The following is a 20,267-nucleotide window of genomic DNA, read 5'->3' on the forward strand; positions in this document are numbered from 1 at the left end:
AGCATTAATGGCGCCGAATTTGGCCGCCGGGCCGAGCGCCCCGCCTAGCATCCGGAGAAACCCTTTTGCAAGTTGCCCGCATTCGCATCGGGACACGCGGCTCGCCGTTGGCGCTGGCCCAGGCTCACGAAGTCCGCGAGAGGCTTGCCAAGGCCCATGGCCAGCCCGCTGATGCCATTACGATCACGGTTATCAAAACGACCGGCGATCGGGTTCTCGACCGCCCGCTTTCGGAGATTGGCGGCAAAGGGCTCTTCACCAAGGAGATCGAGGACGCACTATTCGCGAACGAAATTGACGTTGCCGTGCATTCGATGAAGGACATGCAGACGGCGCTGCCCGATGGCCTGACCATCGGCGCGGTCCTGCCTCGCGAAGACCCGCGCGATGCCTTTATCTCCCTGAAATATCCAAACCTCGGCGCTTTACCAACAGGTGCCATCGTCGGAACGTCGTCGCTCCGCCGGAAATCCCAGATTCTGAGCGTCCGCCCCGACCTGCGCGTCATCGACTTCCGCGGAAATGTCGAGACGCGGCTCCGAAAGCTGAAGGACGGCGTCGCGGACGCCACATTCCTCGCCGTCGCCGGACTAAATCGCCTCGGGCTGAACGACCGCATCACCGCTGTTGTGCCGATTGACGACATGCTTCCGGCCGTCGCACAGGGTGCGATCGGCCTTGAAATTCGCGCCAACGACGAAGCGACGGCTGCATACATCGCGCCATTGAACGACGTCGACACCGCGACTGCCGTAACCGCGGAACGCGCATTCCTTGAACGGCTCGAAGGCTCATGCCGGACGCCGATTGCCGGACACGCGACACGCGACGCCGACGCGCTATCGTTCCGCGGACAAGTACTCTCCCCGGACGGCAAAAAGAAATACGACATCGCTCGAACAGGCATGCCAAAAGCGGCCCGTGCCCTCGGCCTCGCAGCCGCCGACGAAGTTCTTAGCAATGCCGATCCTGCCGTACTTTCCCGTTCGAGCGTCTGATGCACGTTCTCATCACACGGCCAAAGGATGATGCGGAACCGCTAAAATCCCAAATCGAACAGCTTGGCTGGCGCACGAGTTTGGAACCGCTCATCAGCGTCGTCGCAGAACCCATATCGCCCGCCGCGCTTGCGAACGCCGCGACGCTGATTGTCACCAGTCGTAACGCCCTCAGGTCGTTGGCGGCTTCGCCAGCCCTCCAACACGCGGTTACGCTGCCGCTTCTTACCGTTGGTCCCGGCACGGCTTCGCTCGCGCGCGAAATGGGATTTCAGAGAATCTTCGAAGGCCCCGGAACAGGGGCCGGACTGGTTCCTGAGATCACGCGGCGTGCAACGTCGCGCGGGGAACCTTTTCTCTATCTTTCGGGCGACATTCTAGCATTTGATCTTCCCGCCGCGCTGGCGGAAAAAAAAATTAATGTTCAGCGTGTGATTGCCTACCGTTCTGTTGCAGCAGAAACCCTCTCGCCCGCGACAACAAACGCCCTGGAGAAGCGCGAGATTGACATCGTGGCGTTGATGTCGCCGAGAACAGCCAGGACTTGGACCCGGCTCACCGCGAAGCTCGCAGCCCGAGCGGACCTGGCAGGAGTTACTTACGTTTGTCTTTCCGAAAACGTGGCCAGCGCCATAAAAGGCGTTATGCCAGCGCCTGCAATCTTAACCGCCGCCCGCCCCAATCTTGAAGAATTATTTATCGTGCTGAAACGTCTCGCCGCCCGGCCGTAAGCGAGGTAAGAAAGCGGCTGTAGTCGATGACGAGGTGCGCTAGTAAGCCTCTCTGGGCAAATAGACTTTGCCCAGAATTGACCGCTATTGGTGACCTACGCGAGTTTCGTACGGAGTCGTGAGTTTCTAATGACAAATGGCAAATCGAGTTCCGGCAAGGGCAACCCGCCCGGCGGTCCCGGCAAGCGGCCTTACGCAACGCTCGATCTGAAAGCAACCGAGATCAAGATCACACCAGTCGCATCTGGCGCCGACCGGGCATCCACGCGCGGCGCGGCCGGTAGCGAAACAACGCCGGATTCCGAAGTCCCGCTTCCGGCTTCCGCCTCGTCTTACGCAGCGAAATCAGCATCACGTGAGCAACCGAACGTTGGAGCAAGGATGCAATCCGAATCCGAAAGATCGGAAGCGAGCCGGGCTTCCGCAGCGGCCGCAGCTGGAGGCGCATCGGCCAATCGTGCATCGACCGCCGCGGATCCGAAGGTCATCGTCGAACGCAGAGGCGGTTTTTTTACCCACCTCGTGGCGGGTATCGTCGGCGGCGTCCTTTCATTTCTGGCGTTGCAATGGGCCGTGCCGGAGCTTGGCCTCGACGGAACCATAGCGTCACGCTTCACGAATGATACGGCGGCTCTCACGGAACGCATCGGAGCGCTTGAGAAGAAAGTTTCGAAGAACGCGCGCGAGTCTGACCTTGAAAACGCGGAGAGCCGCATCGCGAATCTGGAAAAAACCGCCGAAACGATTCCCGCTTTGACCGACAGCCAGCGGCGGCTCGTCGCCGAGACGAAAGCTGCACTAGCCTCCGCTGCATCTGACTCCGGATCGACGGAACTCATTGACCGTGTGAGCAAAGTCGAGAACAAACTCAAGGCGCTTGCCGATGCTGGAGCGAACGATCCGAATCCGAACCGAATCGAACAGCTCGCAGGGGTGACGGCGAAGGTCGCCGATCTCGAGTCCAGTTTATCGACAAAGCTCGCCGCGCTACGCACCGACCTTACAAAGGACGTCGACAGTCGCGTTCAAACCGCAACCGCCGCAAGTGCGACGGCACAGGCGGCAACGCAACGACTCGATAAGGACGTCGCCGGCCTGAAGACCGACACTGCCCGCATCGACGCCAGCGTCAACGCAAACCGGGAAGCCACCGCCAAGGTCGCCGCCGAACTCAAATCGGCGCAGGACCAGACGGTACAGCTGAAATCGGCCCTTGATGCGCTCAAAACGGAAGTCGCGAAACCCGCCGAGATCGCCGCCGCCGTTGCGCCGATCGCCGACAAAACCGCTTCCCTTGAAAAAAGCGTCGCCCAAGTTGTCCAGACCGAAAGCGAACGCCAGAAAACCGCCGAACAGGTCGTATTGGCCCTTGAGCTGCAGAACCTGAAACGGGCGCTGGACAGCGGCCAGAAATATTCCACACAGCTTGCCGAGGTTAAAAAGCTCGCCGCCGGCACCGTCGATCTCGCATCTCTAACGAAACTTCAGGATACTGGCGTCCCGACGCTGACGGAGCTGAAGAAAGAATTCCGCTCTGCAGCCAATTCCGCCATGGATGCCGAGTCGGCTTCCGAAAAGTCGGGCGTCATCGACCGTCTGTGGTCTGAAGCGAAATCGGTGGTTCGGGTTCGCAGGATCAATCTCAAGCCGGATGACAAGAGCACAGAAGCCGTTCTTGGGCGCATGCAAGTGGCGCTGAACGACGGTCGATTGAGCGACGTTCTCGACGCATCGAAAGACCTGTCGCCAGAAGCAAAGGATGCTGCACGCCCCTTCCTCGATCGGCTCTCGGCGAGAGTCAGCGTCGATAGAAGCCTCGCGCAGCTCGAATCTCAGCTCAAGTCATCGATCGCTCCGGGCGCGTCGCCCGCGGAGAAGTCAGCGCCTTAGTCCAGCGAAGGGTTTGCGTTCATGGTGCGCCTCGTCGTCTATCTTATATCAATCGCGCTTATCGCGTCCGGCTTAGCCTGGCTCGCCGATCGGCCCGGAACACTGCAAATCGTCTGGCAGGGCTACGATATCGAAACATCGGTGTTTCGTGCCGTGGTCCTTCTGGCCGCGGCAATCGCAACCATTGTATTCCTGTGGTCGTTGTTCCGCGCTTTGTGGAACAGCCCCGCTGCAATAGGCGATCGTCTTATTCGACGCCGGCAGAGACGAGGCCTCGACGCCGTATCGAGCGGCCTAATTGCTGTCGGAGCGGGAGACAGCGCCCTGGCCTCGCGCTACGCATTACAGGCACGCAAATCTCTTCCCCACGAGCCTCTGACGCACCTCCTCCGCGCGCAAACCGCCGAACTGACCGGCGACCGCGCCACCGCCCGCCGCATCTACGAAGCAATGCTTACGTCTCCCGAAACGGAGCAATTAGGCTTGCGCGGTTTGTTCCTCGAAGCCCAGCGCGAAAACGCCAGCGAAGCCGCACGCCAGTTTGCGAGCCGCGCGCTCAAGGCCAATCCGAAACTCGGCTGGTCGTCGAACGCACTGTTTGAACAGCAATGCAAGCAAAAGGATTGGACCGCCGCACTGCAGACGTTAGAGCATGCGCGCAAAAACGGCCATGTCGCGAAAGCAGCCGCCGAACGCAAGCGCGCCGTCCTCCTCACCGCCAAAGCATTGGAGGCCGAGGACGACGCACCGGAAAAAGCGCTGAACCTTGCATTGGAAGCCCACAGTCTTGCGCCGGACCTCGTGCCCGCTGCGGCTCTTGCCGGACGCATGCTCGCGTCACGGGGCAATACCGCGAAGGCTGCGAAGATTTTGCAGAAGACGTGGGCGAAATCGCCCCATCCGGATCTCGCGGCGGCCTATGCTTATGCCCGTGTCGGTGACAGCACGCGCGACCGCTTCGACCGTGTCCGCCAACTCGCTGCGCTGAACCCGCATTCAATTGAAAGTCCGATCGCCGTCGCGACGGCAGCCATCGATGCGAGGATGTACGACGAAGCGCGCCGCGCCCTTGAACCGCTGCTGGCCGAGCGTCTAACGCAACGCGTCGCAACATTGATGGCGCGGATCGAAGCTGGTGAGAACGGCGAAAAGGGGCGCGTTCGCGAATGGCTCGCACGCGCTATGAATGCCGCACGCGATCCGGCATGGATGGCCGACGGCGTCATCTCCGACCATTGGGAACCAACCTCGCCAGTAAACGGCAGGCTCGATGCGTTCCAATGGCGCGTGCCGGTGGAAACACGCGATGCAACCCGCAATGAGATCCTGGCGCGCCGCCTCGAAGAACTGATCGCAATCGAAGCGCCTGCGGATTCCGCCGTTGCGGCAAGCGCTCCGCAATCGGTGAACGACAGCGACGTCATTTCCGAAGATGACATCATCGATGCCGAACCTGTCACTACGACGGCAAAACCCGCCGATATTTCCAACGCATCGGAAGCCAGCTCCGCTCCAGAAGCTCCCGCCGAAGCACCTACCGAGTCCAACACCCAACGACCATCAGGCAATCGCGACACTGCCACTGCTGTCCCGGCGCGCGCCAACCTGCAGCCGACCGGAAAAGACGATGTGAAGCTCTTCGTCGCACCACGCGCTCCAGACGATCCAGGCACCGACCCCCTGGCGCCAGAGCCCGAACAGCCAATTGCACGGCGAAGTTTCCGCGCGGTAAATTGAAAAGCGAACCCCAAAGCATTGGCGATGGCAAAACTCGATACGCGCTCGTCGCAGGCGCTTGCAATTCCGAACCGGGGAGGGTATCCCTCGCGCCTCTCCGGCGGACCTATCCGCCGGATGGAATGCCGCTTTAGCTCAGCCGGTAGAGCACGTCATTCGTAATGACGGGGTCGTGTGTTCGAGTCACACAAGCGGCACCATTCCAAAAATTTTCTGCAAGCCAAATTATTGCTCGATATCTTAGGACCGTCGCGGGCCGTGCCGAGCGAAGGGCAGCGGTTCCCGCCGCATAGAGTTAAAATGCGGGACTTGGCGCACATATACCGCATTCGAAGAAAACTTGACCGCCAGGCAATACACGAAATGCACGATCATTCCTCCGCAGCGTCCACGCCAGTCCAACGCGTGGATATAGATGCGTGCTGCCAAATTTTGCCAGGAGAGGTTCCATGCGTACTCTGTTTATTGTTTCGGTCGCCGCCTTTTCTTTCGCCATAGCTGCACACGCACAAACCCCGTTGAGTGATGCCGATTGCACCGCAGCTTGGAAGGAAGCAGGTGGCGCCGACCTAACACCGGAAAAGGCGAAACCTTTCATTGCGAATTTCGATCAGGTCGATGTCGACCATAACGGCGCGATCAATTGGGAAGAGTTCAAGGCCGGCTGCGCAAAGGGCTTGGTGACGAAATAATTCGTCGGCAAGCGCAGCCATATCAGCGACAGCTTCGCGAACAAGCGATCGCTCGCGAAGCTGATTAGCAAGGGTGCCGATTTTAGCAGCGGCGACGCCAGACGCAATTCCCGTATTGTGGTTCGTTCACACCGAAACGGCCGAAGCAGATATGCCGAACCTCGCGACACCTTCGATCGTCCGGATCTTCAGATGCGCCGGGCGACGCACTCGTGATCGGCATGTCGAGATAAACATTGAGCCCGGAATTCCAGTCGCGCCCCGGAGTGCCATGGCCGTGCATTTGACCGGCCAAAACACCGCCCGCAAGCACCGACGAGAAAACGATAGCAGTAGCCAGCCTTTTCACTGATCCGCTCCGTGTGCGACCTCTCAATCGCAACATCAATGAAAGGAAAGTGTTGCTACCCGCTTGCACGCGAGCAGTCCGGAGCGGCTATTTTCGCCGGGCCGGTTTCGGCACTTCAAACTGACGATTCAAAATAGGACGCAGCTCCAGAAATTTTCCGGATACCCGGAGGCTGCGACAAACACGCCGCAAAAAACCGAAACTTTGTCGCGCGCGGGGAGTAATTGGATCGAAGGCCGTGAAAGTCTGAAAGCCCCTGAACGCGGCCATCACGGGCGCCACAGAGTACCGCTTCACAAACACCGCAATCGCGGAACTCCTTAGGTACTCATCCGGAGCCCACCCGGCGTCGGTGCAGAGCAGCTCCTCGTCGGCATCATGGCGAAAATAACGCCATGGAAAGTCTCAGCCTTTATAATCAAAAAAGGCTGGGGCTTTTTTGGCGCGTTCAGGAACCCGCATCGCCTGAACATCGTTTCCTGATGCACCGGCTGCGTTCGATTGAAGGACATCGAAAAATGACGAAAGTGAAAGAGGTCGTGACGGCTGCAATTGCGGCGCTCGCCGTTCTTGCGTTTGCCGGATCGGCTGAAGCCCGCGGCGGACACTTCCATGGTGGCGGATTCCACGGCGGTGGGCATTTCCATGGCGGAGGTTTCGGCCATGGCGGAGGTTTTGGCCATTTCCGCGGCGGACACTTTGGGTACGCCCGCGGCGGACACTGGCATGGACACGGACGTTGGCACGGCCGCGGACATTGGCGCGGCGGTTATTATGGCGGCTATGGATTTTGGCCCTATTACGGATTCTACGACTATCCCTATTACGACGATTACTACGACGACTATCCCGACTGCTATTGGCGATATGGCAGACGCTACTGCAGTTATTACTGATTACCTACGAGGCATCGAAAGGGCTCCCCAAGGAGCCCTTTTTTGTTTGCCCGGAAGACGGCTACAAACCGGCAACCAGACGGGGAACTTCGCCAAAAGCGAAACGTTCGCATGCTGAGTAGCGAGTGTTCATAATGACCGGCGAAGCATCCACCCTGACGAGCGCACCAACATCCGATCTGGAGCGTTTGGAAGAGCTGCGGGCGCGGATCGCCGAGCTCGAAGCAAAGCTTGCGCAAGCCGACCGCATCATTGTCAACGCGCTCGATTGCTCCGTTAGCCTTGAGGACATATGCAAAAAGCTACGATCCGCACACGCGATGTTGAAGGAAGCGCACCGCAATGATCGGACATACGCACGCAACATAATCGAGCATCCCCGAGCCGAAGGACCTCGACCTGATGCGCTTCTCAACCCTTATCGTTGGGACGCGTCCCATTCAGCGAAGACGGCGCCGTCGCGGGATTAGCCTTCTCCTTGACGTTCACCTTGTCTCCATCGACGATATCATCGGGAGCGCTCTCGATGACGCGATCCTCGGGGGCAAGACCGGCCGCAATTTCAATTTTACTGCCGAGATCCTTACCGATTTTAATCTGCTTCATAAGCACACGACTGTCGGAGCTAACCGTTGCGACGCGCAGACCCTCTTTGTCAAAAATAACGGCACTCGATGGAATCACCAAAACGTCGTGCTTATCGCCAACCGTCAGACGAACGCTCGCGTAAGCGCCAGGCATAAGTTCGCCGGCGGCGTTGTCGACGACGAGCTGCATTCGCGTTGTCCCCGAAGCGACATCGACGGCACCCGCCGAAGCTTCCACCTTCGCTTCATATTGCTTCCCGGGCCTTTCTGGAACGGTCAGGACGGCCTTCGTACCTTTCGTAATCAACGGCACGTAATTCTGCGGAACGTTCACATAAAGCCGAAGCTTGTGAACATCCGCGACGACGAACATCTCGGACCCGGTCGTACTTCCCGTATTGATCAGATTGCCGACGTCCGTATTGCGCACTGTGACAACGCCGTCGAAGGGCGCCACCAAGCGCTTATACTTGCTGAGCGCCTGCAATCGATCGACGTTTGCCTGAGCCGACTTCACGAGCGCGTTCTTGGCCTTAAGATCCGCCGCTTTCTCATCGGCAGCTTGATGGGTTACATAGCTGTTCGGCAACAATGCCTGATAACGCTCGTTCGTTACCTTGGCCAGCGCAGCGTTGGCCTTGGCATTGTTGAGATCCGATTGCGCTTGAAAAAGCTGCTGATCGAGATCCGGCGCATCAATCTCCGCAAGAACATCGCCGGCTTTGACGCGTGTGCCGATGTCCGCGTTCCAACTTCTTACATAACCGCTGACCCGCGCAAAGATAGCCGCTTGTGAATAGGCGTCGAGCCGACCCGGCAGCTCCAGAATGCTGATACTTGGCTGCACCCTGGGCGTCGAAACAGCAACGGTAGGAACAGCCCGCTCGGCGGACTTGATCCTGAGTTTCGCGACGCTTTGCTCGCGACTCTCGATGCCGGTGAATGCAATAAAGGCGGCACAGCCGACGAACAGTATCGCAGCCAACGGCATCGTCCAACGCGAGCGTTCCCGCTCCTCTTTGGGCGGCTCAGGCGACATTGTATTCTCCTGGGATTGGACCTTGCGAAGAAATCGCGGCCTTCCGGCGATGCATGAGGCTGAAGACAGCTGGGACGACGAATAGCGTCGCTGCGGTGGCAAAGATAAGCCCGCCGATCACAGCACGACCGAGCGGCGCATTCTGTTCACCGCCTTCGCCGAAGCCGATAGCCATCGGCGCCATGCCTATGATCATCGCGAGCGCTGTCATAAGCACCGGACGAATCCGGACATAGCCCGCTTCGATGGCCGCCAGAACGGGATCGCCATGCTCATCGAGTCGTTCGCGTGCAAAGCTGATGACAAGCACCGCATTCGCGGTCGCGACACCCATGCACATGATTGCGCCGGTCAGCGCGGGAACGGACAACGTCGTACCTGTCACGAAAAGCATCCATACGATTCCCGCAAGCGCAGCAGGCAGCGCCATGATGATAACAAGCGGATCGGTCCACGATTGAAAATTGACGACGATAAGCATGTATATAAGCACGATTGCACCTGCTAAGCCGAACAACATTCCGGAATAGGCGCTATTCATCGTGCGCACCTGTCCGAGCAGCACGGCCGTCGCACCCTTTGGCAAATCTCCCTTCGCACCGTCGACAATTTTCTGAATGTCAGCCGCAACGGCACCGAGATCCCGCCCCTCGGTCGTCGTTAAAATTTGAACCATCGGCCGGATGTCGTATTGCGAAACGACGGCGTCGGATGTTGTGCGCTTCAGGTTGGCAACGCCGCCGAGAATCTGCGGAGACGATGCGGTAGCCGACGTAATGGGCAAATTTTCGAGCGACGCAAGAGAATCGAGCTTGTACTGCGGTGTTTGCAAGACGATCGGATAAGAAACACCGTTCTTGGGGTTTAACCAAAACGTCGGCGTCACCTGTCCCGAGCCGGACAGACTTGTGCCAATGCTGGTCGTGACATCGCTTTCGGTGACACCGACATATTTTGCTCGCGACCGATCGACATTCACGTCGAATGTCGGATTTTCACGCGATTGCTGAATCCGCGCATCCGCGACGCCGGGAACAAGCCGGATCTTTCTCAAAAGTTTATGAGCGTAATCGAAATTCGCAGCCAGATTGTTGCCCCTGATCTGAAGATCAATCGGCGTCGGCGCACCGAAATTCAATATCTGACTGACGATATCGGCAGGCAGGAACGAGAACGTCACGTCTGGAAACCGCTTCGGCAATTCGTCGCGAAGCAGCTTGACGTACTGAGCGGTCGGCCCGTGGTCGGATTTCAGCGCAATTTGTATGTCGCCATCCTGAGACCCGATCATGCCGGTGTTGTTATATGACGTATTTATGCCGCTAATCGGCATACCGATGTTATCGACCATGACTTCAGGTTCTTCCGGCGCGATGATTTCCCGGATGGCATCCTGAATTTGCGCGAATGTGTGCGCGCTCTCTTCGACGCGCGTTCCGATCGGCAGACGCGCGTGCATCAGAATCTGGCCAGCGTCGACCGAGGGGAAAAAGTTCCGGCCGAGATACGGAACCAGATAAAACGACGACAAAATGAACGCGAACGCAAAAACGAGAAACACCGCGCGGTGCGTCAGCGTGCGTTCCAGAAGATTGCGGTAGCTCAACCGCATTGTCTCGAAGGCGTGCTCAAAGCCTCTCTGAAAGAGAACAAAGGGGTTCAGCGAACGCTTCTGATGACCGTCCTGCATATGCGGCTTCAGAAGATACTTTGCCATTGTCGGAACGAGCGTGCGCGAGAGGATGAATGACGCCACCATCGCAAACACCACAGCTTCCGCCATCGGCACGAAAAGAAATTTCGCAACGCCTTCCAAGAAAAACATCGGCACAAACACGATGCAGATACAGAGCATCGAGACAAATGCCGGCGTCGCGATCTGATCGGCGCCATCAAGAATGGCTGTCTCGACGCCCTTACCCTGTTCGAGGTGGTAGTTGATGTTCTCGATCGTCACTGTTGCTTCGTCGACGAGAATGCCGACCGCAAGCGCCAGACCGCCAAGCGTCATGATGTTCAGTGTCTCGCCGAGCGCCGACAGGATCGCAACCGATGCAAGCACGGCGAGCGGAATCGACGTAGCAATGATCAGCGTCGACCTGAAGCTTCCGAGAAACAAAAGAATCATTACGCTGGTCAGCGCCGCCGCGAGCACACCCTCATGAATAACATTCTGAACCGCACCGCGAACGAATACCGATTGGTCGCCGAGAAATGAAATCTTGAGTGCATCCGGCAAACTCGGCTTGATTTCCTCGACCTTCTTCTTGATGCCTTCGATAATATTGGGCGTCGAAATAGGCCCGCTTTTCAGAACCGACAGCAGAACCGAGCGCGAGCCGTTGACGTGAACGATATTTTGCTGCGGCGGGTTGCCATCATGAACGTGAGCTACATCCTTGATGTACACCATGCCGCCGTTGACCGCCTTGATCGGCAGGTTACCGAGTGCCGCAATATCGGAAGGCGCGCTGTTCAGATCCATCGTGTATTCGGTCGCGCCGATCTTCTGGGTCCCGACCGGATTGATCAGATTTTGAGCCGCGAAGGCATCGGCGACATCCTGAGCGGAAAGCCCCTTCGCATGTAGCGCGGCCGTATCGAGATCGATTTGAACCTGTCGCGTCTTACCCCCATAGGGGTACGGGATCGCAGCGCCAGGCACCGTCACAAGGCGAATGCGGACCTGGTTCATGCCGAGGTCTGCGAGGTTCTGCTCCGTCAAACCCTCGCCGCTCAGCGCAAGCTGCAGGATGGGCACGGTCGATGCGCTGTAGTTCAGGATGAGAGGCGGCGTCGTTCCCGGCGGCATCTGCTTCAGCATCGTCTGCGCGATCGCCGTCACCTGCGCGTTCGCAACGCTGATATCTACTTGGGGATGAAAGAAGATCTTGACGACACCGATACCGCTATAGGACGTCGCTTCGATGTGCTCGATGTCGTTGACGGTCGTCGTCAGCGCCCGCTGAAAGGGCGTGATCATCCGGCCCGACATACCGTCGGGAGGAAGTCCTTTGTACTGCCAGACGGTGGCGATGACCGGAATTCGGATTTCCGGAAAAATATCTATCGGCGTGCGAAAGGCCGCCAATCCGCCGACCAGCAGAATAAGCAGAGCCAAAACGATAAACGTGTATGGCAACCGCAACGCGATGCGAACAAGTGCAGCCATGCTTTCGAAGTCTCCACACCGCTGGCACGCGATCTACGTTGCGAGGGGTCAAGCCCATCCCATAACTGCCGGACCCCCGCCGATCCGTCCCCGCGCGCGACACAATCTTACGGCGGAGAAATCACGCGCTCGGCACAGCCGTGAACCCGGTAATCCAATCCGGCACCGATTTGTGCAGGGCGGCAGCTCATTGACCCCCAAGTGATGAAGATCGCGGGTCAATCTGTCCAATAGTATGTTACGATAAGATTATGCTGTATTTCTAATTAATCATGCTGCTAGGAGGCCGCCGTGGACCTGAAGCAGATAGAACACTTTCTTGCCGCCGCCGACGAGCAGCACTTCACCCGAGCCGCCCGTCGCATGAATATCGTGCAATCAGGCTTATCGGCCTCGATTCGCGCTCTGGAACAGGAGCTTGGCGCTCCCCTCTTCATCAGGACGACTCGCAAGGTTGAGCTGACAGTGGCAGGCCGGGTCTTCTACGAAAAAGCGCAGAACCTGATCAATGGAGCCAAGGAAGCCCGCCAGGCCGTTGCGGCCATCAGCGGGCTGCAACGCGGCTCTCTCAGCATCGGCACTTGCTCCAGCCTCAATGCCTTCTTCGATCTCTCATTGCTGCTCGGCGAGTTTCACGCTTTGCATCCCGGCATCGAGATCCAGCTTTGTCACAGCACGGCAACCGGCCTTATGGAGCAGGTAAAGGTCGGGCGCATGGATGTCGCATTCTTGCCGCTCTATGAAAAAAGCGAAGACATCTCCACGAGTCCGATCGCCGCCGACAACCTCGTCATTGCGCACCCGATTGGAGATTCTCTTGAGGGACGCACGGCTGTCTCGCTGCATGACCTCGGCGAAAAAACATTTGTCGATTTCCAACAGGACAAAGGGACAAGGCGCATCGTCGACCAGGCGTTTGCCGGGATGAACATAACGCGCAAAACGGCTCTCGAAGTCGGCGACGTACAGGTGTTGCTGGATCTCGTCGCCCGCGGGTTCGGCATCGCCCTGGTACCACGAACGTTTGCAACGGCCCGTGCCGCCGTCGGATCGATGCCGCAGATCGGGATTGCGACGCTCAGTCCGCCCGAAATCCGTTGGGAACTTGTGGCCGCTGTTAACGGCAAGTGCGATGCCGCCCATGCCAGGAACCCTGCCGTCGCAGCTTTCGTAGACGTTCTGAAGAAAGTTCGGAGTGACCGCCGCCAATTCCTGGTGGCTCACCAAAACCTGCTGCGGTCAGCTAATGCTTGCCTCGTAGACATAGAAGGCGACCGCAGCCGTCGCGAGCGGCACACCGACAATATGTAGGAATCCCAGCGCTCGCCGCAGCCAGCCGATAGGCTCGATGCGCCTGTTCACGCGCGCGATTGTTATGGCAATCATGACGCTCAGCACCAGATAACTGAATAAGAAAATGCGGTCCGAGAGCGTCTCGGTGTTCGCTTCCAGTTTCGGCAACGCCAGATAGAGAGCAACCGCAGACAAAAGGGCCGTCACTTGAATCGTCACGATCGCCTCGAAATGATGAGTCGAAATGAATATCGACAGATAGGCGATGATGATAATGAATCCCAGCGGAACGACGACACGCAGGAAATAGTCTGTGGTCTCGCGCTGCATGAGCCAGACGAAGCTCGCCTTGTAGAAGGGCACAACGCTTGGTTCCAGCGTCTGCGCATCGACCGTACGCACGAAATCCTTGTCGTAACCGACGTACTGATCTTTCGGTTCCCATCCATCGACACTGATGACGCGATCACGCAAATTTTGCGGCGGCGGCTGCACAATGAACGGGGCATTGCCGTGCTTCGGCTGGATATCGATCGAAAACCTCTGCGTATCGAAGGGATAATCGAGCAGCCTCGGTTCGAATAGAAACTTCCCCGTCACGCGATAGACCTTCATGTGATCGGGAAATGCCTCGCTTTTCCCGCCATCGTGAACCACGCGCACAGTGATCTGGCGATCATTGGAACCCGGTTCGAGATAGGCGTTGGAAAATTCGATCTGGTCGATTGACGCGCCGCGGCGGTCATTCATCGATAAATAGAAATCCGCCAGAAAGGTCTTGTCGTTGTCGTCGATACGCTCGGCCCGAATGAGATCGATATCGGCATAGAGTGTATCTATCCGCTGCATGCTGTTGTTACGGAGATGCAGGAACTGCACGGGCGCAAGCTGCGTATGACCAAGCCCCTTCGGTAACATCAGAATCATTGGCGTCCGTGCCGCTGCCCGCGACGACGGTTGAAATGACCAATTATCGAAACGCCCGGTGAATGTTCCCCTCCCCGAAGCGTAATTCGTCCTCAGCCGCTGCAGGATCAGCTTATGAAGCTCAGGTAAGCTGGTTCTGGCGTCCGCACCTCTCATAGCCTCGGCGACAAGCCCAACCATATCGGCATATTGGGTACCCACCGATAGGGCGCGCATATTGTCATCGTCGACGACACTAAGCGGAACATCCTCATCTCGAAGTTTGCACGTCCCCTTCTTCCAGCCAACGGCACCTCTATTCTTCGCGCCCTCGAAAATCCAAGCGTCGGGATTGGGAGAATCCGATACGAGCTTTCGCAGACGATCATTGTAGACGTCCGGAAAACCATCCCACGCGAGTTGATAAACATCGTTGGGATAGGCGTCCTCGCCATTGAGTCCAAGAGCCGTCAACCGACCCGTCATGAAAAGCGGTGGGGTAAAGCCGGCAGATTTAAACTGCTTCAACAGATCTTTTGTTCTTTGCATTCCGACACTGAGGAACAACAGATCTATGTTTTTGCCTTTCAGGTCCGTGATCATCGATGCGACTTCCCCCGCATCGAGAATATCGTCGCCGACCGTATTCAACCGATAATCCGCAGTCACGGCTTCCGGACCAAGAAGTTTTTTCAAACCGTCACCGAGATTGTTGCTGAAAAAACTAGACCGTAAGCCGACGAACCCGACCCGATTGATTTTCATTTGCTTGACGAATTGCCCAAGGACCGGCATCCGCTCTTCGTCTTCCGACGGCCGTGTGGTGTACACATTCGGATAATTGGCGATAAGGCTGCCGACAGAAACGTTGGAGATGAAGGGAATACCGCTCGCTTTCAGCTCTTTTCCGTTAGCATCGAAAGCTATTTTCGCCCGCGCGGAATTCGACATTCCGATCATCGCAACCGTTTGGGGATCGGAAAGCGCCGACGCCAAGTTCGCCGCCGTTTGCTTTTGATCGGCGCGATCATCGAGGAATGTCAGCCGAATGCGGCGCCCGGCAACGCCGCCATCGCGATTGATTCGGCGCTGCTCCTGTCGCGAAAGACGTTTGATCGCCGCCACGAAGCCATTGTCGTAACAGGTATCGTAGCGGGAAGTGATGAAAATCGGCAGGTTGAGCGGCGGCCGCTGAGCGGCTTCAGCTTCGTCCGCGGCATTGACCGATTGCGACGTGCTCGCGGCCATTGCCAACGTGAGAACCGCACCGAGTGCAGAAACCACGCGACGCAAGGAGATACGGCACGCGCCATGCGCGCGGTCCTTCAAAAACGCAAAGCTCACCTGTATCCACCTGCTGATTGTTTGTGCCCGTAGATGAAACGAGAAGTGCCCTTTCTCGTTTCTGTCCATGTCTTTCTAGCAAAGCCCTGCAACCAAAGAATGGAAAAATTAGGGTTCGCCCAAGACTTTCGTCGTCGAACACAATTCAACACAGAAACCCGATTGCGATCGGGTTCTTGCATCGGGAAATTCTCAACGCACTTGTTCGCTCAATTCCCTCTCCTTAACTTTCTATCCGGCTCATCGAAAGCGAGCCGAGAGGTACCATGCCGGACACACCGACCGCTGGACTTTCGCGTTTTTTCCCGTGGCGATCAGGTATCGATCCCGGGGCCGTTCATGCTGCACGCGCAGCGGTCGCTCACCTGAAACCATGCGTTGTCGTGACTGGAGGATCTCGCGGCATCGGCTTCGCGATCGCCAAGCGGTTTCTCGAAGCTAAAAAGGAAACCGTCATTGTCGCTCGCAACGGCCAAAAGCTGAAACAAGCCGCCAACGAGCTGAAGGCAGCGACCGGAATAGAACCGCTTTCGATCCTCTGCGACGTGAGCGAACCAAACGCCTACGAAATCATCGCAACGGATTTGCGAAGCGCTGGCCTGTACCTGGATGTATTGGTCAACAACGCAGGAACCGGGCTCGCAGGTCCGTTCCTCACGCAGAACCCAATTGAGATTTCCCGCCTCATTGCTCTCAACGTCGAGAGCGTGACCCGGCTTACGCGCGCGTCCCTGCCGGCCATGGTTGCGCGGGCGAGAGGCGGAATTTTGAACGTCGCCTCTCTCGGCGCATACGTTCCTGGCCCCAATCAGGCTGCGTACTATGCCAGCAAATCTTATGTCGTATCCTTGACCGAGGCCGTCGCCAGCGAGGTCTCCGGTTGCGGCGTCCGTGTTTCAGCGCTGGTACCAGGCCCGGTTGACACAGCCTTCCACGGCAAAATGGGCGCGGAGCGATCGCTCTATCGTCTTCTTTTACCCTCGATGACCCCCGATCGCGTTGCGCGAAGCGCCTATCGGGGCTTCATATTCGGTCAGCGCGTCATCGTGCCCGGCATCTTCAACACGGTTTCCCTTTTTGCATTAAAGATTCTTCCACACATCATCACTGTGCCGATTATGTATGGGTTCCTCAAACGCAATCTTCCGGAGCGTTAAGCATCGTTTTGTTTCCCGTTTGCTTTGTAGCAACCAATTTCGATTTAAATGGTCAGGGAACCTGGAATGAAGTATCGCGTATCCGGGCCTCCCTCGCGGCCGCGCTCTGCGGGCTCTTAGGGCTCGATATCTTCGAAGCGTGGCCGCGCCATTCTTCCGCCTTCCGCGATTTTTTGCGGCCGCCAACCGCTTTTCAAGCCACCAATTGCGTTTCGAACGCCGTTCCTATGGGGACACCGGCGTACCTCGTGGTATGAAAATGCCAACCACGAAAATCCGCCCGATTATCGGGCGCCGTGCCTTTGGAAACGCCAGCCTTGCCTCAGCCCGTCATCGCCGCAACGGGACTTTATGTTCCGCCGCATGCCATCAGCAATCAAGAGCTGGTGGATACATTTAACGCCTATGTCGAGGGATTTAACGCCGAGAACGCCGCAGCCATTGCCAAAGGCAACATCGCGGCGCTCCTGCCGTCCTCTGCCGAATTCATAGAGAAAGCGTCCGGCATCAAATCCCGGTACGTGATGGACAAGACCGGTATTCTTGATCCTGAAATCATGCGGCCGATTATACCCGAGCGGCCGAACGAACAGTTGTCCGTCCTAGCCGAAATGGCCGTCGCCGCGGCTGAGGAAGCCGTTGCAAACTGGGGCGGACGAACGAGCGATATCGGCGCCGTAATTTGTGCTGCGTCGAATATGCAGCGTCCCTATCCGGCGATGGCCGTCGAAATCCAGAATGCACTTGGCATCAGCGGCTTCGCTTTCGACATGAATGTCGCGTGTTCGTCTGCAACCTTCGGCATCAAAGCCGCCGCCGACTTCATTTCGGCCGGTTCTGCCAAAGCAGTCTTGATAGTGAACCCCGAGATTTGCTCTGGCCATCTGAACTTCAGGGATCGGGACAGCCACTTCATTTTCGGCGATGTCGCGACTGCCATCATCGTGGCCGCACCCGAATTGGTCGAAGCCGGTTGGACCATCCTCGGCGCGCGGCTCAAAACTCAGTTCTCCAACCACATCCGCAACAACTTCGGCTTCCTCAACCGCGCCGCGCCGGAAGGTATCGGTAAACCGGACAAGCTGTTCGTTCAGGAGGGGCGCAAGGTTTATCGCGAAGTCGTTCCGTTGGTCTGCGATTTGATCATCGCACATGCCCGCGACATAGGTTTAGATCCGCATGCTCTAAAGCGGCTTTGGCTACATCAGGCAAACATCAACATGAATGATATGATCGGCCGAAAAATCCTAGGGCGCGATCCGCGGCCGGGAGAAAACGTCATCATCCTCGACAAATTTGCAAATACGAGCTCTGCTGGCTCGATCATCGCGTTTCACACGGCAAACGGCGACTTCGCACCCGGCGAACGAGGGCTGATTTGCAGCTTCGGTGCCGGTTATTCGGCTGGTACGGTGTTTGTGGAGAAGCGCTGATTCCGCTGCGGAGCCAAATTTCAAGAATCGTTGCCGGGCTAAATGCTCTTTCTGAGCGGCACGATCGTCGACGCTTCGCTTAGCATCTGCTGAACGACATCCATTAGCCGCTGCCGATGGAATGGTTTTTTGATCAATGTTGTCTGTCTGAACGCCTCTGGCAAACCTTCACGGCCATATCCACTCACGAACGCAAATGGAATCTTCCGGCGCGTGAGCACCGCCGCAAGTGCATCGACCGGTTCACCGGCAAGATTTGCATCCAATAACCCCGCGTCGATGTCTTCGGTCTCGATAAGGTGAAGCGCTTTTTTCAGAGTCGCGGCCGGGCCTACGACTTTACAGCCTTCGTCCTCAAGGCTCGCAACGATGTCCATAGCAATCAACGGCTCGTCATCGACGACAAGAATGCGCTTACCCGCCACGGCCGGTGTCTTTCCCGCATACATGCGCGCTGCTTTGGCAATCTCCACTCCCGAAGCCAATGGCTTATTGTAGGAGCCGCCGCCGATTGAATCGACGTCTGGAAGCGGCAGATTGATCTCGCACGTCAATCCTTCCGCCTCATAGCGGATTGAGGTGACGCCTCCATGAGCTTCCAAACTTTTTTCGATGAGAGTCGCCCCGAACCCGCGGGATTGGGGCACCGAAACAGTCGGTCCGCCCCGTTCTCGCCATTCGAGCAGCAGATGGCGTCCATTGTCGGTGCGGACGATCCAATGTATCGCAAGCTTACCGCGCGGATCCGACAAAGCCCCGTATTTCAGCGCATTCGTTGCCAACTCATGCAAAACGAGGCCAAGATGCAAGGCGGCCTGCGCGTTCAATTTCACCGTCGGACCGGAATAGGAAATGCGATCGTCCGCAGCTTCGCTAAGAGGCAACTGATCGCGCAGCACGTCGGCAAGATCGGCCGCTTGCCATGTTGACTGCGTAAGCAAGGTATGTGTCCTGGCTAAAGCTTGCAGTCTCCCGCTAAAGCTCGCAGCAAAATCGCTCGGACTCTTGGCGCGGTGGACCGTCTGATTGGCGATCGACTGAACGGTCGCCAGCGTGTTCTTCACCCGGTGGTTAAGTTCACCTATGAGCAGCTGTTGCAAACGCTCGAACTGCTTACGCTCCGTGATATCTCGCCCGACCTTTGAGGCGCCGACGACCCTGCCCGTCCGATCGCGAATCGGAGACACTGTCAGCGAGACGTCAATGCGACGCCCGTCCTTTGCAACGCGCACAGTCTCGAAGTGGTCGACGTGCTCTCCCTGCCGCAACCGGGCAAGAATAGCGTCCTCTTCCGATCTGAGTTCAATTGGAATAATGCGCGTGATGTGCTGCCCGATCATCTCGTCGGCGGTGTAGCCGAAGATACGCTCGGCGCCCGCGTTCCACGTTGTTACAAATCCTTGGAGCGTCTTACTGACGATCGCATCGTCGGAGGAAGCGACGATTGCGGCGAGACGAGCAGCTAGCACGCCGGATGATTGAATGGATGAATCCGAATTCTCGTTCTCTGTTTCAGCCTTCTGCCCCTGGCTAACCTGCGCTGAGATATCCGCGTACTTGCTAAAGTCTTGAATGCAGCCGACCGCCCCTAAAAAATTTTGCGAGTCGTCGAAGATCGGGTCGACTCCGACCTCGACTAAAACTCGGCTTCCGTCCGGCCGTTCGAAGACTAAATCGCATCCGTGGATAGCGCTTTCGGTCCGGAGTACAATCGCCGTTGGTTCGTGGGCCTCAGGCAAGCGCTGCCCGTTGGGAAGGTAAGCCTTTAGCGCATCGGTCAATTTCGCACCTGGGGTAATATCACTCGATGCCCAGAAGGTTGCGCACCTCCGATTGAAGTCCGTCAGCACGCCGGTCCTGTCACAGATGTACACGCCGACCGGCAAAGTCGCGTCCAAACGGCTAAGCTTAAGCCCGCAGGCAGACGCAGATTTTTTCGACAATGTTGGGCTCATCCCGGAATTTAAGCTTGGCGCACGGACGGATCGGATCAACTACCCTGAACCACTTGGCTGGCTAAATTGTTCCGCCTTAAACGATCGA

At 57.4% G+C, this 20,267-nt stretch carries 13 protein-coding genes and 1 tRNA gene; 10 read left to right on the top strand and 4 right to left on the bottom strand.

Annotated elements, in window-relative coordinates; genetic code table 11:
- Positions 1-65: 65 nt before the first annotated feature.
- From hemC to VHB22_RS14840, 7 genes are all read left to right on the top strand, one after another.
- Positions 66-998, top strand: a complete 933-nt coding sequence (hemC, locus tag VHB22_RS14810; RefSeq protein WP_325457748.1) for a hydroxymethylbilane synthase — start codon at positions 66-68, stop codon at positions 996-998.
- A complete protein-coding gene (locus tag VHB22_RS14815; protein WP_325457749.1) occupies positions 998-1,729 on the top strand; it encodes a uroporphyrinogen-III synthase in 732 nt (243 codons plus the stop codon). Before hemC ends, VHB22_RS14815 begins: the two co-directional genes overlap by 1 nt.
- A 129-nt stretch (positions 1,730-1,858) precedes the next feature.
- Positions 1,859-3,619: a hypothetical protein gene (locus tag VHB22_RS14820; protein ID WP_325457750.1), complete on the top strand. Its 1,761-nt coding sequence runs from the start codon at positions 1,859-1,861 to the stop codon at positions 3,617-3,619.
- 21 nt (positions 3,620-3,640) lie between these two features.
- Positions 3,641-5,356, top strand: a complete 1,716-nt coding sequence (locus VHB22_RS14825) for a heme biosynthesis HemY N-terminal domain-containing protein (RefSeq protein WP_325457751.1) — start codon at positions 3,641-3,643, stop codon at positions 5,354-5,356.
- A gap of 124 nt (positions 5,357-5,480) precedes the next feature.
- Positions 5,481-5,556: transfer RNA gene (locus VHB22_RS14830), tRNA-Thr, on the top strand.
- A 249-nt stretch (positions 5,557-5,805) separates the two neighbouring features.
- Positions 5,806-6,048: an EF-hand domain-containing protein gene (locus tag VHB22_RS14835; protein ID WP_325457752.1), complete on the top strand. Its 243-nt coding sequence runs from the start codon at positions 5,806-5,808 to the stop codon at positions 6,046-6,048.
- Between the two features lie 867 nt (positions 6,049-6,915).
- A complete protein-coding gene (locus tag VHB22_RS14840; protein ID WP_325457753.1) occupies positions 6,916-7,293 on the top strand; it encodes a hypothetical protein in 378 nt (125 codons plus the stop codon).
- 411 nt (positions 7,294-7,704) lie between these two features.
- On the opposite strand, the gene VHB22_RS14845 is transcribed toward VHB22_RS14840, so the two are convergent.
- A complete protein-coding gene (locus VHB22_RS14845; protein ID WP_325457754.1) occupies positions 7,705-8,919 on the bottom strand; it encodes an efflux RND transporter periplasmic adaptor subunit in 1,215 nt (404 codons plus the stop codon).
- Positions 8,909-12,091 (bottom strand): efflux RND transporter permease subunit, encoded by a 3,183-nt coding sequence (locus VHB22_RS14850; RefSeq protein ID WP_325457755.1) that lies wholly within the window; start codon positions 12,089-12,091, stop codon positions 8,909-8,911. Before VHB22_RS14850 ends, VHB22_RS14845 begins: the two co-directional genes overlap by 11 nt.
- Before the next feature lie 291 nt (positions 12,092-12,382).
- On the opposite strand from VHB22_RS14850, the gene VHB22_RS14855 reads away from it, so the two are divergent.
- A complete protein-coding gene (locus VHB22_RS14855) occupies positions 12,383-13,402 on the top strand; it encodes a LysR family transcriptional regulator (RefSeq protein ID WP_325457756.1) in 1,020 nt (339 codons plus the stop codon).
- Here the strand turns inward: VHB22_RS14855 and VHB22_RS14860 are convergent.
- Positions 13,331-15,634 carry an ABC transporter substrate-binding protein gene (locus VHB22_RS14860; RefSeq protein WP_325457757.1) on the bottom strand — a complete coding sequence of 768 codons (2,304 nt, stop codon included), beginning with the start codon at positions 15,632-15,634 and terminating at the stop codon, positions 13,331-13,333. The genes VHB22_RS14855 and VHB22_RS14860 overlap by 72 nt on opposite strands.
- 266 nt (positions 15,635-15,900) lie before the next feature.
- Here VHB22_RS14860 and VHB22_RS14865 point away from each other — a divergent pair, with 266 nt between their 5' ends.
- The gene (locus VHB22_RS14865; protein ID WP_325457758.1) at positions 15,901-16,791 is read left to right on the top strand and encodes an SDR family oxidoreductase; all 891 of its coding nucleotides are present in this window, start codon (positions 15,901-15,903) and stop codon (positions 16,789-16,791) included.
- A 317-nt stretch (positions 16,792-17,108) separates the two neighbouring features.
- Positions 17,109-18,224 (top strand): beta-ketoacyl-ACP synthase III, encoded by a 1,116-nt coding sequence (locus tag VHB22_RS14870; protein WP_325457759.1) that lies wholly within the window; start codon positions 17,109-17,111, stop codon positions 18,222-18,224.
- Positions 18,225-18,262: 38 nt separating this feature from the next.
- On the opposite strand, the gene VHB22_RS14875 is transcribed toward VHB22_RS14870, so the two are convergent.
- Entirely contained in the window at positions 18,263-20,167 is a 1,905-nt protein-coding gene (locus VHB22_RS14875) for a PAS domain S-box protein (protein ID WP_325457760.1), read from the bottom strand.
- Positions 20,168-20,267: the final 100 nt, after the last annotated feature.

The sequence above is a fragment of the Hyphomicrobium sp. genome (assembly GCF_035548195.1).
In the GTDB taxonomy this organism is placed as follows: Bacteria; Pseudomonadota; Alphaproteobacteria; order Rhizobiales; family Hyphomicrobiaceae; genus Hyphomicrobium_B.

Excerpts from the sequence above, each read along its gene's own strand:
- VHB22_RS14815 (WP_325457749.1), top strand. The coding sequence starts at position 998 with ATGCACGTTCTCATCACACGGCCAAAGGATGATGCGGAACCGCTAAAA.
- VHB22_RS14865 (WP_325457758.1), top strand. The coding sequence starts at position 15,901 with ATGCCGGACACACCGACCGCTGGACTTTCGCGTTTTTTCCCGTGGCGA.
- VHB22_RS14845 (WP_325457754.1), bottom strand. The coding sequence starts at position 8,919 with ATGTCGCCTGAGCCGCCCAAAGAGGAGCGGGAACGCTCGCGTTGGACG.
- VHB22_RS14840 (WP_325457753.1), top strand. The coding sequence starts at position 6,916 with ATGACGAAAGTGAAAGAGGTCGTGACGGCTGCAATTGCGGCGCTCGCC.
- VHB22_RS14835 (WP_325457752.1), top strand. The coding sequence starts at position 5,806 with ATGCGTACTCTGTTTATTGTTTCGGTCGCCGCCTTTTCTTTCGCCATA.
- VHB22_RS14850 (WP_325457755.1), bottom strand. The coding sequence starts at position 12,091 with ATGGCTGCACTTGTTCGCATCGCGTTGCGGTTGCCATACACGTTTATC.
- VHB22_RS14820 (WP_325457750.1), top strand. The coding sequence starts at position 1,859 with ATGACAAATGGCAAATCGAGTTCCGGCAAGGGCAACCCGCCCGGCGGT.
- VHB22_RS14825 (WP_325457751.1), top strand. The coding sequence starts at position 3,641 with ATGGTGCGCCTCGTCGTCTATCTTATATCAATCGCGCTTATCGCGTCC.